The sequence below is a fragment of the Sphingomonas sp. genome, from assembly GCF_035944535.1.
Classification (GTDB): domain Bacteria; phylum Pseudomonadota; class Alphaproteobacteria; order Sphingomonadales; family Sphingomonadaceae; genus Sphingomonas_B.
The window spans coordinates 271,987-286,173 of the sequence record NZ_DASZBC010000014.1; the positions used below are offsets into that span (position 1 = coordinate 271,987).

Genomic DNA, 14,187 nt, shown 5'->3' on the forward strand with positions numbered 1-14,187 from the left:
AAGGAGTGAGACGTGGGCACCGCATGGATCGTGACTTTGGGGATCGGCACCATCTTGCTGGGGCTGATCATGTTCCTGGCGATGCAGCGCAACCGCAAGCATGAGAGCCCGGAAGAACTGGCCCGCACCGATGCCGGCACGCGGGAGATCTATGCGCGCGAAGATGCGGAGGAGCACCGGCGCGACGACGGCGTGGAGCGTTAGCTTCCTGTGCTCCGGCGAAGGCCGGAGCGCTGTTCGGATGAGCTCGGGCGCTGCTACGCAGAGCTCCGGCCTGCGCCGGAGCACAGAAATTGGTTGAGCTTCCTCCCCAACTCTCCGCCTGGTTCGCCAGCAAGGGCTGGGCGCCCAGGCGGCATCAACTGGAGATGCTGGAGGTGGCGCGGCGGGGGGAGCATGGGCTGCTCGTCGCCGCGACGGGCGCGGGCAAGACGCTGGCGGGGTTCCTGCCCAGTCTGGTCGAGCTGATCGAGGAGCCGACCGACGCGCTGCACACCCTTTACGTGTCTCCGCTCAAGGCACTGGCGGTCGACGTGCAGCGCAACCTGCTGACGCCGATAGAAGAGATGGGGCTCGACATCAGGGTCGAGACGCGGAGCGGGGACACGCCGTCCGACCGCAAGGCGCGGCAGCGCGTGCGGCCGCCGCAGATGCTGCTGACTACGCCCGAATCGCTGAGCCTGCTGCTGTCCTATCCGGACAGCTTCACGATGTTCTCCGGGCTGCGCACCATCGTCGTCGACGAGGTGCACGCCTTTGCGACCGGCAAGCGAGGCGACCTGCTCAGCCTGTGCATGGCGCGGCTGCAGCGGATCGCGCCTGGGCTGCGGCGGGTCGCGCTGTCTGCGACAGTCGCCGATCTGGACGATTATCGCGCCTGGCTGGCGCCGGACGGGGACATCAACACCGTCACCTTGGTCGAGGGCGAGCAAGGCGCGGACCCGAATATCTCGATCCTTATCCCAGAAGATCGCATTCCCTGGGCCGGACATTCCGGACGCTACGCCGCGGCGCAGGTGATGGCGGAGATCGAGACGCACCGCACCACCATCGTCTTCTGCAACACGCGTAGCCTGGCCGAGCTGATCTTCCAGGATCTGTGGACGGTCAACGAGCTGAAGCTGCCGATCGGCATCCACCACGGCTCGCTCTCCCGGGAGGCACGGCGCAAGGTCGAACTGGCGATGGCCGAGGGGCGGCTGCGGGCGCTGGTTGCGACGGCATCGCTCGACCTCGGCGTCGACTGGGGCGATGTCGACTGCGTGATCCAGATGGGGGCGCCCAAGGGCGCGTCGCGGCTGCTGCAGCGCACGGGCCGCGCCAATCACCGGCTCGACGAGCCGTCCGAGGCGATCCTCGTCCCCGGCAACCGCTTCGAATATCTGGAAGCGCGCGCGGCGCTCGATGCGGTCGAGCAGGGCGAGCTGGACCATGAAGTGTTCCGGTCGGGCGCGCTCGACGTGCTTGCCCAGCACATCATGGCCTGTGCCTGCGCCGCGCCGTTCAGTGAGGCCGAGCTGCTGGACGAACTCCGCTCGGCCCTCCCCTATTCGGCGCTGACAGACGAGCGCTTCGGCCAGGTGCTGAGCTATATCGAGTCGGGCGGCTATGCGCTCAAAGCCTATGACCGGTTCAAGCGGCTGACCAAGGGTCCGGACGGGCTGTGGCGGGTCACTCATCCGAAGTTCGTGACGCAGCACCGGCTGAACGCCGGCATCATCGTCGAGGCGACGATGCTGAACGTCCGCTTCAAGAACGGGCGCAGCGTCGGCAAGGTCGAGGAAGCGTTCGCCGCCACACTGTCGCCCGGCGACACTTTCTTCTTCGCCGGGCTGGTGCTGGAAGTGGAGCGGCAGGAGGTCGAGGACCTGATCGTCAGGGCGACGTCCAAGCCGGCGCGCATCCCGACTTATGGCGGCGCGCGCATGCCGATCTCGACCAACTTGGCAGACCGGGTGCGGGCCTTTCTTGCCTCGCCCGAGGAATGGCCGCGCTTTCCCGACGATGTGCGCGAATGGCTGGAGATGCAGGCGCGGCGCTCCGCCCTGCCCGCCCCCGACCAATTGCTGATCGAGACGTTCGAGCGGGAGAAGCGCCACCATATGGTGGTGTACAGCTTTGAAGGATGGAACGCGCACCAGGCGCTCGGCATGCTTGTCACCAAGCGGATGGAAACTTTCGGCCTGAAGCCGCTCGGCTTTGTCGCATCCGACTATGCGATCGCGACCTACAGCCTGGAGCCTGTCGCCGACCCGCGGCCGCTCTTTTCCGCCGACATTCTTGAGCATGAGTTCGTCGACTGGGTTCAGCAATCCTCGCTGCTGAAGCGCGCCTTTCGCGAAGTGGCGGTGATCGGCGGCCTGGTCGAGCGCCAGCATCCGGGCAAGCGCAAGACCGGCAAGCAAGTGAGCTTTTCGACCGACCTCATCTACGACGTGCTGCGGCGTTACGAGCCCGACCATCTGCTGCTCCGCGCCGCCTGGGACGATGCGCGGGCGAAAATGACCGATGTCGGCCGCCTCGCCCGGCTGCTCGACCGCGCCCAAGCAACGATGCTGCACGTCGATTTGCCCCGCGTCAGCCCGCTCGCCGTGCCGGTGCTGGTGCTTATCGGCCGTGAGCGGGTGAGCCAGGCGAGCGCCGAGGACTCGCTGTTGATCGAAGCGGAAGCGCTGGTCGCCGAAGCGATGGCGACGGATTGAGCTTCTGACAGCTTAGGTTACTCTCTCGCTCCAAGAGGAGAGACAAGATGCTGAGCCTGATCCTGGCCATGGCGATGACGCCGCCCGCCGAGGCGCCGGAGGATATCTCCTCGGTGGCGCTCGGCGCGGACGGCTCGAGGCGGATGACGGTGCAGGTCCGGGTCCATGACAGCGCCCCGCTCCCGTTCGTGATCGACACCGGCGCCGAACGCACGGTCATTTCGCGGCAGTTGGCCGACCGGCTCAACCTGCAAAAAGGGCCGGTTCGCAACCTCGTCACCGTCACCGGCTCGGGCAAAGTGAACACGGTGATCGTGCCGCATCTCGAGCTGTCCGGCACCAAAGTGAAGGAGATCGAGGCTCCGGCGCTTGACCGGGCCCATATCGGCGCGCCCGGCATGCTCGGCATCGATGCCTTGAAGAGCCGGCGCGTGACCATCGACTTCAGGAAGAACGAGATGCGGGTCACGCCGGCCCGTCAGGTGGAGGATGTTGATCCCGACACGATCGTCGTTTCGGCCAAAAGCAAGTTCGGCCAGCTGATCCTGGTCGATTCGCGTTTCATGGGCGAGCGCGTGCGGGTGATCGTCGATACCGGCGCGCAGACCAGCATCGGTAATCTGGCGCTGCTCCACCGGCTGCAGCGGCGCAACAAGATCGGCCCGCTGCGCGCAGTAACATTGAGCGGCGTCACCGGCGAGACGGTGTCCGCGCAGTTCGCAACGGTCGACCGCATCCAGATCGGCGGGGCCGACTTCAGCAACATCCCCGTCGCCTTCACCGACGCCGAGCCATTCAAGCGCTTCGGTCTCGCCAATCAGCCGGCGCTGCTGCTCGGCATGGACGCGCTGCGGCTGTTCGATCGGGTGTCGGTCGATTTCGCGAACAAGCAGGTGCGCTTCATGCTGCCCGACGGCGCGGCGCTCGGCGCGCGGGTCTTGCTGGCGAGTCGTTGATTCCTCGTCATCCCGGCCTTGAGCCGGGATCCCGCTTTTCTTCTCGGGTTTCTTGAAGGAAGAAGCGGGACCCCGGCTCAAGGCCGGGGTGACGGAGTAGAAATGTCACTTCTTCTTGCTGTTCTTCTCGCCACGCCGTCGCTGCACGATCGGATCATCACTCTCGACACGCATCTCGACACGCCGGTGAACCTGGGCCGGCCGGGCTGGAGCTTCGCCGAGCGGCACGGCTTTGCGGACACGATCACGCAGGTCGACCTGCCGCGGATGAAGCAGGGTGGGCTCGATGGCGGCTTTTTCGTCATCTACACCGAACAGGGGCCACTGACGCCCGCAGGCTATGCGGCCGCCAAGGCACATGCCTGGCGGCGCGCGGCCTGGATCCGCGCAATGGTGCGCGAAAATGCCCGCGAGATGGAGCTCGCCTTCACGCCCGCCGACGCGCGCCGCATCGCGAAGGCCGGCAAGCGCATCGTCCTCCAGTCGATCGAGAACAGCTATCCGCTGGGGGATAGCGTCGCCGCACTGCGCGACTTTCACGAAACCGGCGTGCGCATGGCGGGGCCGGTGCACAATGGCGACAATCAGTTCGCGGACGCCGCCAACAAGGGCAAGCGGACATGGGGCGGCCTCAGCCCGCTCGGCCGTGAATGGGTGAAGGAAGCCAATCGGCTCGGCATGCTGATCGACCTGAGCCACGCCTCAGACGAGGCGTTCGACCAGGTGCTGGAGCTATCGACGGCGCCCGTCGTGCTGTCGCATTCGGGACCTAAGGCTTTGTTCGATCACCCCCGAAATCTTGATGATGCGCGGATTAAGCGGCTGGCGGCCAAAGGCGGCGTGATCTTCGTCAACTCGGTGTTCCTGGCGAAGATGGACGCGCGGCCGGAGAGGGACCAGGTCGGCGCCGAGCTGATGGAGAGTGTCAGCCCCCGCGAGCAGCGGGAGATCGGCGCCAGGCACGCCCAGCTGGAGCAGACCGGGCCGAGCAATCCGGTCAGTTTCGAGCGCTACATGCAGAGCCTGCTTCACGTGCTGAAGCTTGTCGGCTCCGATCATGTCGGCATCGGGATGGACTGGGATGGCGGCGGCGGGCTGATCTCCATGCCCGATGTCAGCCGCCTGCCGCGGATCACGGCTGCGCTGAAGACGGCAGGCTATTCGGACGCCGACGTCGAGAAAATCTGGAGCGGCAATCTGCTCCGCGTCATGGAGCAGACGCAGGCGCGGGCCAGCCGCTAAGCCAGTACCGGCCGGGGCCTCCGGCGCAACGCCGCGCCCGCGAACGCAAAGCCGCCGATCATCATCGCCCAGCTCGCCGGCTCGGGCACCGCTGTGATCGACACATTGTCGAGGCCGGTGTTGAGCGAACCGCCATTGGTAGAGACGAAAGTAAAGCGCGTGACCTGAGTGAGCGTGCTGCTGAACGAGACGGTCGAGAATTTATTTGCCGGCGAAGCATCCGCGAGGAAGGTGAAGGAAGCGACTGTCGCGTTTCCGTTGAATAGTGTCACGGTCGCGGGACCCAGATCATTCAGGTAGACGTCCATGGAGATTGAGCGTGCGGCAAAAGCAAGGGTCACGTCGAAGGACTCATCGCCATTGGCCACGAGGATCGAACTCGTCGTCGGATTGTTGCCGGGGCCGGAATTATTATAGCCGGGCGAGGCGATGAAGACGTTGGCGAAGGGCGACCCGGCCGCGCCGGTGAATGTGCCCACGGGCGAAACGATCGACGGCAGCGGCGTATCTTTCGGTGCCAGCGTTCCGAACCTCTCGGTGATCGTCAAGGGCGAAACCGGTGCGGCAAGCGCGATCGCGGTGGCAGCCAGCAGAAACTTCACGGACATGGGCACCCCTCCCCTTCCTGAGTCGGCGTTAACCACAACTCATTTCGGCTCTCGGGCCTAAGCGCAAAAGTTTCGCTTCCGTCCCGTTGCAGGACGGGCGGAGAACGGTAAGGGATGTGCATGGTTCCCTTTTCGTTCGCCGGGCATGAGCTGATCGCGCTGAAGGACGGTGCGCTGTTCTGGCCGGCGCGACGGGCGTTGATCGTCGCCGACCTGCACCTGGAGAAAGCGAGCTGGTTCGCGGCGCGCAGCGGCCAAATGCTGCCACCTTATGATTCGCAGGCGACGCTGACCGCACTGGCGGCGCTGGTCCGGACGACACAGGCGGCGGAAATCTGGTGCCTGGGCGACAGCTTTCACGACAGCGAAGGCTGCGAACGATTACCCCCCGAGGCGCGGCGCATGCTGACCGATTTGACGAGCGCCACGCGCTTCGTTTGGATCACCGGCAATCACGATGCCGCGCTGGTCGACCATTGCGGCGGCGAGATCATGATCGAGGCGGAGGTGGACGGGCTGGTGCTGCGCCACGAGGCCGAGGCGCGGGAGACCCGGCCGGAGCTGTCCGGGCATTTTCATCCCAAGCTGCGGCTCAGCCATCGCGGGCGAAACGTCGCGCGGCGCTGTTTCGTGCTGACGCAGACCAAGCTGATCCTGCCGGCGTTCGGGGCGCTGACCGGAGGGCTCGATGCCCATCACCCTGAAATCATTCGCGCCGTGGGACGCCGGGCGGAGGCGCTGGTGCCGCTCGCCGATCGCCTGCTCCGCTTTCCGCTGGTCGCCTGACGCTTTTTTTGCACGGCGCGCGCGCCTATGCACCTGTTGGTAGCATCAGCGCGTCAAAGGCGGCGCGGCGGGAAACGGGGTGCAGCGGCCTGATGGGTCTGGGGACGGCATTGGACGAGTTTGTCGGGCGGCTGCGTGTGCGGCTGGCGAAGCTGCGCGGGGAGGAGCCGCCGCTCGATACGACGGCTCGCCACTTCCCGCATTATGAGATCGGACGCGGCACCTATGGGCGCCCCCGCATCCTCAGCTATCCCAATGACGCGAAGCTGAAGATCGGCGCCTATTGCTCGATCGCAGCCGACGTCCGCATCTTTTTGGGCGGCGAGCACCACCCGGAATGGGTGACGACCTATCCGTTCGGCGCCCTGTGGCGCGAGCATGCCCATCCCGATCAGCCGAAGAGCCGCGGCGACGTGGTGATCGGCAATGACGTCTGGATCGGACGCGAGGCGATGATCATGTCCGGCGTGACGATCGGCGATGGCGCGGTGGTGGCCGCGCGGGCGCTGGTCGCCAAAGATGTACCGCCTTATGCAGTGGTCGGGGGCAACCCGGCCAAACCGATCCGGATGCGCTTTTCCGACGAGGTGATCACGCGGCTGCTGGCGCTGCGCTGGTGGGACTGGCCGGACGAGCGCATCCGCCGCGCCGCGCCTCTGCTGCAAAGCCCGGACATAGAGGCGTTCCTGAATGCGGCCGAAGAAGGGCGCATCTGATGCAGTTGACCATCGGCATACCGACCTTTCGCCGCCCGGCGATGCTGCGCGAGTGCCTCGATTCGCTGGTGCCGCAACTGGAAAGCGGCGTGGAGTTGCTCGTTGTCGACAATGATCCGGGCGCCAGCGCGCGAGAGACAGTCGAAGGCTATGGCCGGACCGATGTCCGCTATGCGCATGAGCCGAAGCCAGGCGTCGTCCAGGCGCGCAACCGGGCAGTGCGCGATGCTGCCGGCGCCTATCTGGGCTTCATCGACGATGACGAGGTCGCGCGGCCGGGCTGGATCGCGGCGCTGCTGCGGCATGTCGAAATGGGCGTGACGGCAAGCTTCGGAATGGTCGTGCCGCGCTATCTGGGCGAGGTCGCGCCGGGGCTTCAGGGGCTGCTCGACGATCTCTACACCCGCGACCTGAAGCGCGCAGCCGATGCCGACATTTCGGACCGCTGGATCCATGTCGGCACCGGCAACTCGCTCTTCCGCAAGACAGAATGTTTCGTTGAGACCGAACCATTTTCAGCCAAGCTGAACGGAACCGGCGGCGAGGATGTGTGGCTGGTCCGCTCGCTGGTCGAACGTGGGCTGACCTTGCGCTGGAACCCTGAAGCGGTCGTCGAGGAGCAGATTCCGCCCGACCGCTCGACCCAGGCCTATGTGAGCAGCCGCAAGTTCCGGCACGGCCAGCAGCGGATCATCATGATGCGTGGTGCGGGCGGCCCGAAAGGCTGGGCCAAGGCGGCGATCTGGATGGGTGTGGGGGCGGTGCAATATGGCCTGCATGGCGGCCGGGCGCTCGCGATGCGGGCCGTAGGTCGACCGGGCTGGCGCAGCGCCGCCGTGCGCGCCAGCGGCGGCCTGGGCAAGCTGCTCTGGTGGAAGCTCTGGGACGAAACGCCCTATGCGGGCTCGCCGGGCTGAAACGAAAGGGGCGGCCGAAGCCGCCCCGATCCTTACTTGCTGGCCCCGACGGCGCCGCCGGCCTGAGCCGGCTTCTTCGGCGGACCGAAACCGGCCTGATACTTCACTTCGCTTTCAGCCTTCTTCACCTTGGGTTCGAGGTCGCGCTTGATCAGCTCGTTGAACTTGCGCTGCTGGATCATGCCGGCGGCGAGCTGCTGGGCCTCGTTGCCGGTCAGCGGCTGGACCTTGGTGTCGGTAATCAGGTTTGCGACCATCACCTGTCCCGCCGGGATGATGAAAATGTCCTCGCGGTTCATCTTCAGAACCTGGCTGACCAGTTCCGGATTGGCGCGGGCGACGTCGAGCGTGGCGGGCGCGCGGCGATATTGCAGGCCGTCCTGCTTCAGCATCGCCTCGACTTCCGCCATCGTCTTCAGCGGCTGATATTTGCGCAGGATGTTCGGGTCACGCGGCGTCTGGAACTGAATCTGGTCGACGGTGAAGATCTTCCGTTCGGCGAACAGGTCCGGATTCTGCGCCATGAAGGTCGCTATCTCGGTCTGGGTCGGCTGCTTCACGGCCGAGCTCATCTGCCGCTGCAGCATCTGGACGAGAATGCCTTCTTCGGCGCGGCGCTCTTGCAGCAGGAACATCGGCGTCTTGTCGAGGCCGCGTTCGCGCGCGACGTCGGCCAGGATACGGCGGTTGACGACCTGCTGCAGCGCCTGCTGCTCGACCTGCTTGCGCTGCTCGGGCGTGATGTTCTGCGGCAGCTGCGCGCCCTGCAGTTCGGCATTCAGCTCGTGAACGGTGATGTCCTTGCCGTTGACGGTCGCAACGACCTGGCCCTTTTCCAGCTCACCGCCGCCTTCCTTGTCGCCGCAGCCGCTGACCAGCAGCGCGCTTCCCGCCATCAACGCCGCCGTAAAGATTTTCCGCATAGATCACTCCCCATCGGGCGCGAGGCGCCGCCGATTTGACGCCGCTCTCTTAGCAGGCAAATGGGCGGGCGGAACCGAAAATAACGTTAAGCCCAGGGCAAGAACCGGAGGTCGCGTGACGAAGAACAGGCTCAAGCTTTGCCTTGCGGCGTCCGGCGGCGGCCATGTCCGCCAGTTGCTGGACCTAGAGCCGGCCTGGCGCGAGCATGACTATTTCTTCGTCACCGAAGACACGGCGCTCGGCCGCAGCCTGGCAGATAAGCATCCGGTGCGCTTCGTCGACCATTATGCGATCGGCCAGGCGAAGCTCGGCCGAGGTGCCGACATGGTGAAAGGCGCGCTGCGCAACGCCGCCCAATCCGCGCGGATCGTCATGAAGGAGCGGCCGGACGCGGTGATCACGACCGGCGCGGGCGCGATGTACTGGACCGCACTCGTCTCGCGCGCGCAGGGCGCCAAATTGGTACTGATCGAGACATTTGCCCGATTCGACGCGCCTTCCAAATTCGCCCGCGGCGTCAAGCCGTTCGCGACCGAGACGATCGTCCAGTCGCCCGCGCTGAAGGAACATTGGCCGGACGCGACCTTGTTCGACCCGTTTCGGCGGCTGGAGGGTACGCCGCCCGAGAAGCAGCCGCTGCTGTTCGCGACGGTCGGCGCGACGCTCGGCTTTCCGCGGCTGGTCGACGCGGTGCTCGACCTGAAGCGGCGCGGCGAGCTGCCGGAGCGGGTGATCCTGCAGATTGGCGATGTCAATCTGCCGCAAGACCTTCCCGAGGGCGTGGAGGTGCATCGCTCGATCCCCTTCGATCAGGTCCAGGCGATCCTGAAGGATGCGGCGTTCGTCGTCTGCCACGGCGGCACCGGATCGCTGATCACCGCCCTGCGCGCCGGCTGCCGGACCATCGCTATGCCCCGTCGCTTTTCGCTCGGCGAGCATTATGACGATCACCAGGAGGAGATCACCGCCGCCTTCGCCGCGCGTGGACTGATCGAGATCGCGCTGGAGGCAGGCGATCTGGGCGCCTGTATCGAACGGGCGCGGGCCAAGCCGCCGGTGCTGGCGACGACCGACCTGACGCCGCTGTCAGACTATCTCAAGACGCGACTGAGCGCGTGGGCGGCGTAACCTTGTCGGAGTCGAGATTGTCGCGAGCCACGCGCATCCAGAGATAGGTCGGCAGCGGCTCCTCGCGGAAGCGGAAGCGGGCGCCGTCGCCTTCAGCGGCGCGCTCCGCCACGCCGGCGAGGGTCAGTTCGTTCAGCTCCTTGAGCATCCGCTCAGGGGGGCAGTTGTCGCAAAGCGACAGCGCGTCCTCGGGCGTGAACCAGCCATCGGGGGTGCTCGCCGCGCGAGCGGCCGCATGGATGACAGTCCGATGCTGTGGTCCCAGGAAGGGCTCCACCGCCGCAATCAGGCGCGGATCGATGCGGCTCGCCGATTCCTCGACGACCTTGTCGAGCGCCGCCCAAACGTCCCCGAGCTCGATGCGCATCCGCTCGGCATCGAGCGCGATCATCGAGGCGTGATGGCTGACGAGGCGGACCAGATATGGCGAACCGTTCGACAGCGACTCGATTGCCTTCACCGCATCCTCGTCGAACGCGACGCCCGCGCTCTTCTCGCCGATGCGAATCAGCGCCCGCACTTCCTCGCTCGACAGGCGCGGCATTGGCAGGCCCATGATGTTGCGCCGGATCGACGGAATGTAGCCGATCAGCTGCTGGAGGTTCGAGGCGACGCCCGCCAGCACCAGCTGCACGCGCGCCGCGCGGTCCGACAGGTTCTTGATCAGCTCGGCGACGCTCTGGCGGAACTGGTCGCTTTCCGCGCGGTCATATTCATCGAGAATGATGATGACGCGCGTGCCGGTCACATGGGACAGCAGCTCGCCCAGCTGGCGCGCATCGAAATCTTCGGTCAGCCTGTCTGCGACACTGCCCTGGTTTTCGCTGATCGCGGTCGGATCGATGTCGCGCAAATAGAGCTGCGGAATGTCGCGAAGGACTGCGCGGAAGATATCCTCGAAGCTCGAAAAAGCGCCGCAGGATGCATAGACGACCACGTAACGCGACTCGCGGGCGATGTCGGCAAGGATGTGGACCAGCGACGTCTTGCCGATGCCGCGCTCGCCATAGATGACGACGTGACTACGCTGATCCTCCAGAATTTCGATCAGCCTTGCCAGCACGCCGAGCCGGCCGGCGAACTTGCTCCGCTCGGTGACCGGCTGCGCGGGCGTGAAGACATCGCGCAGGGTCATGCGCGCCTTGGCGAGCCGCGAAGTCTCGCCGCGGGGAAGGCCGCGCTCCACCGCCGAGGAACGGAAGGTCGGGAAGCTCGAATCGAGCGGAGTGGCGGCGGGCTGCGCCTCGGCTGCCTGCGCCTCCAGCGCAGCCTGGCGCGCGCGCCGGCGCTCGATCAGCTCGGCCCGGTCCGGCCGCGTCTGTTCCGCGGCGTTACGTCCGCGACGAAACCAGCCGAAAATCCTGTTCCAAAACGCCACGCTTCAACCTCGCACCATCATCATCACGTTCGGCGGCATGCCAGAGCCTAGCTCTTGCCCTGTCCTTGAAACGGCTTGATGACGTAAAAAGTATAGACCAGCACCGCGACGATGCCCAACGCGCCCAGCACCAGATAAGCGACATTGTCGTTTTCGAGCCCCTCGTTGCCGAAATAGTTCGAGACGGCACAGCCGATCGACGGGGGCAGGTAGCTGAGGATCGAGTCCTGGGGCTCGCCGTCTCCGACCGAACGCTGCAGGAAAATCACGATCAGCCCGGCGAAAATCGCCACCGTCACCCAGTCATAGATGGTCTGCATGCTACCTCGTGCGCCTAAACGGTGCGATCAGGGCATCCCGCTAACATCGAACTTCGCCGATGACAAAGTCCAACAATCCGCAGTCACCCCGATCTCTCAGGGGAAAGGAATGCAGGAAAGGGTGTTTAGATGCTATAAACAGGTGAACAACTAGCAAACCAGTGTCTCCGAATCGCCACAGGCGCAGCCGATATGCGCGGCGGCGGTGGTCCGGCGATTGCGGCTCGTCTGACAAAGCGATAGCCGCTTGGGTGGCGGGGACCGGCGCGCTGGACGAAGAAGGACAAAGGGTTGACGAAATCACGTTGGCTGGTGCTGCTTCTCACGGGCGCGGCGAATGCCGCCCTAGCTCAAACTACCGCGACCCGGCCGCAGACGTTCGGCGCAGCACCACGGGTCAATGCGGGTGCACCGAGCCGGCAGATCGATATTCGTGCTTCGGTCGAGGCCAGTTACGACAGCAACGTCTTTGGTGTCGGCAGCGGCGGTCTCCTCAATCGCCGATCGAGGGACGATTTCTCGCTTACGCCGTCGCTGCTGCTCAATGTGACGCTGCCGTTCGGCCGCAACTCCGCCTTTATCCGCGGACAGATCGGCTATGACTTCTACGTCAAGAACTCGCAGCTGAACCGCGAACGCATTTCGCTCGATGGCGGCGCGAACCTGGCCGTTGCGGGCAGCTGCGTCGTCAGCCCGAGCGCAGGCTACGCACGGCTGCGTTCCAACGCCGGCGACATCTTCGTCGCCGACGCTGATGGATTTCGTGCGCGTAACAATGTTCAGGAGAGCACCTCCTTCGGCGCGCAGGCGCAATGCGGCAGCGCAACGGGCATTTCGCCGAGCATCGGCTACCGCCATATTTCGGTGCGCAACAGCTCGGCCTTTTTGGAAGGGCTCGACTCCGATCAGGACGTGATCGACGGATCAATCGGCTACCAACGCCCATCGCTCGGCCGAATCGCGCTCTACGGCAGCTATGCCAAGGCGGAGTATCTGGGGCGCGACGTAAACGGCAATGTCCGTAGGCTGCCGATTGCGGACTTCCCGATCAATCCAGCTTTCGACCCCGATGCGCTTGATGGCGTCACCAATTACTCGGCGGGCATTCGCTTCGAACGCAACATCGGATCGCGCATCTTCGGCGCGGTGGCGGTGGGCTATAGCTGGGTCAATCCAAAGTCGGCCAATGCGCGCAAGTTCCGCGGCAACAACTATTCCCTTAACCTCGGACTGAGGCCAACGGATCGGTTGAGCATCGACCTTCTCGCATCCCGTTCGGCCGACGTGTCCAACACGGTGTTCGCGACCTATTCGGTCACCGAAGTCTATAGCCTGAACGGCACTTACCGCTTCAATCCGCGGCTTAGCCTTAACTTCGGCAGCTCCTATCAGACCCGCGATTACCGCACGAACTTCGATTTTGGCCAAGGCCAGGTCTTCACCTTTCTGGACGAAGACAAGTTCACGCGCGGCTATGTCGGGGTCGCATATGATCTCAATCGACGGTTAAGGCTAACTGGTCTATTCAGCCAGCAAGGCAGAAAAGCGAACAACAGCTTGTTCAATTATACCAATTCGACGGTGACGGTGGGCGCCAGCTACCGTCTCGGCCGCTGATCCGGCGAGGGACCATGAAGATTGTGAAGCATATTCTGGGTGGGATGGCTCTGTTGGCGGCAAGTGTCGCGACGGCTCAGCCGCCGGCCCCCGTGCCGATGCCGCAAGGCGCCAATCTGCAGGCGCAGACCAGCCCTGCCCGCCCGCCCGCCCCCGCCACCCAGCAGCAGCGCGACGTGACTGCCGGCTATGTGCTAGGCGCGGACGACGTGGTGGAGGTCACGGTCCTCGGACAGCCTGAATTCGCCACCCGCGCCCGGGTCAAGGCGAACGGCACTATCCAGCTGCCCTTCATCGGTGAGCAGAAGATCGCTGGCGAAACCGCGCTAACGCTGGCGCCGAAGATCGCCGAGAAGCTGCGTTCCGGCGGCTTCTACGCCAAGCCGGTCGTCAATATCGAGATTGCCAGCTTTGCCAGCCGCTATGTCGTGCTGCTGGGCGCCGTGGCTCAGGCCGGGCTGCAGCCGGTCGACCGCGACTATCGCCTGTCCGAGATCATCGCCCGCGCCGGCGGCCTGCGCGATACGGGCGCCGACTTCGTGACGCTCACCCGCGCCAATGGCGAACAGCGTAATTACCCGTTCGAGAAGCTCGCTTCCGGCGGTCCGGACGACGATCCCTGGGTGAGCCCCGGCGACAAGATCTTCGTGCCCGAGGCCGAGCTCTTCTACATCTACGGCCAGATCAATGCGCCGGGCGTCTACCCCATCCGTGGCGGCGAAATGACGATCCGCAAGGCGGTCGCCCGGGGTGGTGGCTTCACCGCCTCAGGCTCGGCCAAGCGCATCAAGCTCTTCCGCGATGGCGAGGAGACCAAGGCCAATCTCGACATGGTCATCAAACCGGGCGACGTTCTCGTCGTTGGCGAACGGCTTTTCTAAGGACACGCGCTC

14 protein-coding genes are annotated in these 14,187 nt (G+C 65.1%); 10 read left to right on the forward strand and 4 right to left on the reverse strand.

All coding sequences use genetic code 11. From position 1 onward, the window contains the following. Positions 1–12: 12 nt before the first annotated feature. The 4 genes from VGT77_RS14415 (at position 13) to VGT77_RS14430 (ending at position 4,900) form a co-directional block, all read left to right on the forward strand. Positions 13–204 (forward strand): hypothetical protein, encoded by a 192-nt coding sequence (locus VGT77_RS14415; protein ID WP_327463779.1) that lies wholly within the window; start codon positions 13–15, stop codon positions 202–204. A gap of 89 nt (positions 205–293) precedes the next feature. Further along, positions 294–2,702, forward strand: a complete 2,409-nt coding sequence (locus tag VGT77_RS14420; RefSeq protein WP_327463780.1) for a ligase-associated DNA damage response DEXH box helicase — start codon at positions 294–296, stop codon at positions 2,700–2,702. Between the two features lie 47 nt (positions 2,703–2,749). After that, positions 2,750–3,658 carry a retroviral-like aspartic protease family protein gene (locus VGT77_RS14425; RefSeq protein ID WP_327463781.1) on the forward strand — a complete coding sequence of 303 codons (909 nt, stop codon included), beginning with the start codon at positions 2,750–2,752 and terminating at the stop codon, positions 3,656–3,658. Positions 3,659–3,760: 102 nt separating this feature from the next. Then, on the forward strand, positions 3,761–4,900 hold the full coding sequence (locus VGT77_RS14430) for a dipeptidase (protein ID WP_327463782.1): 1,140 nt from the start codon (positions 3,761–3,763) through the stop codon (positions 4,898–4,900). Here VGT77_RS14430 and VGT77_RS14435 read toward each other — a convergent pair. Next, the gene (locus tag VGT77_RS14435; RefSeq protein ID WP_327463783.1) at positions 4,897–5,508 is read right to left on the reverse strand and encodes a PEPxxWA-CTERM sorting domain-containing protein; all 612 of its coding nucleotides are present in this window, start codon (positions 5,506–5,508) and stop codon (positions 4,897–4,899) included. The two genes, VGT77_RS14430 and VGT77_RS14435, sit on opposite strands and share 4 nt — an antisense overlap. A 120-nt stretch (positions 5,509–5,628) precedes the next feature. On the opposite strand from VGT77_RS14435, the gene pdeM reads away from it, so the two are divergent. From pdeM to VGT77_RS14450, 3 genes are all read left to right on the forward strand, one after another. Beyond that, on the forward strand, positions 5,629–6,294 hold the full coding sequence (pdeM, locus tag VGT77_RS14440; protein ID WP_327463784.1) for a ligase-associated DNA damage response endonuclease PdeM: 666 nt from the start codon (positions 5,629–5,631) through the stop codon (positions 6,292–6,294). 110 nt (positions 6,295–6,404) lie between these two features. After that, on the forward strand, positions 6,405–7,010 hold the full coding sequence (locus tag VGT77_RS15650; RefSeq protein WP_414713410.1) for a CatB-related O-acetyltransferase: 606 nt from the start codon (positions 6,405–6,407) through the stop codon (positions 7,008–7,010). Further along, positions 7,010–7,927 carry a glycosyltransferase family 2 protein gene (locus VGT77_RS14450; RefSeq protein WP_327463785.1) on the forward strand — a complete coding sequence of 306 codons (918 nt, stop codon included), beginning with the start codon at positions 7,010–7,012 and terminating at the stop codon, positions 7,925–7,927. Before VGT77_RS15650 ends, VGT77_RS14450 begins: the two co-directional genes overlap by 1 nt. A 32-nt stretch (positions 7,928–7,959) precedes the next feature. On the opposite strand, the gene VGT77_RS14455 is transcribed toward VGT77_RS14450, so the two are convergent. After that, a complete protein-coding gene (locus VGT77_RS14455) occupies positions 7,960–8,850 on the reverse strand; it encodes a SurA N-terminal domain-containing protein (RefSeq protein WP_327463786.1) in 891 nt (296 codons plus the stop codon). A 115-nt stretch (positions 8,851–8,965) separates the two neighbouring features. Between VGT77_RS14455 and welK the strand changes: the two genes are divergently transcribed. After that, complete coding sequence (welK, locus tag VGT77_RS14460) at positions 8,966–9,979, forward strand: beta-1,4-glucuronosyltransferase WelK (RefSeq protein WP_327463787.1); 1,014 nt, start codon at positions 8,966–8,968, stop codon at positions 9,977–9,979. Here welK and VGT77_RS14465 read toward each other — a convergent pair. After that, positions 9,948–11,357 carry an ATP-binding protein gene (locus VGT77_RS14465; protein WP_327463788.1) on the reverse strand — a complete coding sequence of 470 codons (1,410 nt, stop codon included), beginning with the start codon at positions 11,355–11,357 and terminating at the stop codon, positions 9,948–9,950. The genes welK and VGT77_RS14465 overlap by 32 nt on opposite strands. A gap of 47 nt (positions 11,358–11,404) precedes the next feature. Next, positions 11,405–11,677: an XrtV sorting system accessory protein gene (locus tag VGT77_RS14470; protein ID WP_327463789.1), complete on the reverse strand. Its 273-nt coding sequence runs from the start codon at positions 11,675–11,677 to the stop codon at positions 11,405–11,407. Positions 11,678–11,968: 291 nt separating this feature from the next. On the opposite strand from VGT77_RS14470, the gene VGT77_RS14475 reads away from it, so the two are divergent. Continuing rightward, on the forward strand, positions 11,969–13,294 hold the full coding sequence (locus VGT77_RS14475) for an outer membrane beta-barrel protein (RefSeq protein ID WP_327463790.1): 1,326 nt from the start codon (positions 11,969–11,971) through the stop codon (positions 13,292–13,294). A 14-nt stretch (positions 13,295–13,308) separates the two neighbouring features. Next, positions 13,309–14,175, forward strand: a complete 867-nt coding sequence (locus tag VGT77_RS14480) for a polysaccharide biosynthesis/export family protein (RefSeq protein ID WP_327463791.1) — start codon at positions 13,309–13,311, stop codon at positions 14,173–14,175. Positions 14,176–14,187 lie beyond the last annotated feature (12 nt).

Bases quoted from the DNA above. Each gene is read 5' to 3' on its own strand.
- VGT77_RS14425 (WP_327463781.1), top strand. From the start codon at position 2,750: ATGCTGAGCCTGATCCTGGCCATGGCGATGACGCCGCCCGCCGAGGCG.
- VGT77_RS14430 (WP_327463782.1), top strand. From the start codon at position 3,761: ATGTCACTTCTTCTTGCTGTTCTTCTCGCCACGCCGTCGCTGCACGAT.
- VGT77_RS14435 (WP_327463783.1), bottom strand. From the start codon at position 5,508: ATGTCCGTGAAGTTTCTGCTGGCTGCCACCGCGATCGCGCTTGCCGCA.
- pdeM (WP_327463784.1), top strand. From the start codon at position 5,629: ATGGTTCCCTTTTCGTTCGCCGGGCATGAGCTGATCGCGCTGAAGGAC.
- VGT77_RS14450 (WP_327463785.1), top strand. From the start codon at position 7,010: ATGCAGTTGACCATCGGCATACCGACCTTTCGCCGCCCGGCGATGCTG.
- VGT77_RS14455 (WP_327463786.1), bottom strand. From the start codon at position 8,850: ATGCGGAAAATCTTTACGGCGGCGTTGATGGCGGGAAGCGCGCTGCTG.
- VGT77_RS14470 (WP_327463789.1), bottom strand. From the start codon at position 11,677: ATGCAGACCATCTATGACTGGGTGACGGTGGCGATTTTCGCCGGGCTG.
- VGT77_RS14480 (WP_327463791.1), top strand. From the start codon at position 13,309: ATGAAGATTGTGAAGCATATTCTGGGTGGGATGGCTCTGTTGGCGGCA.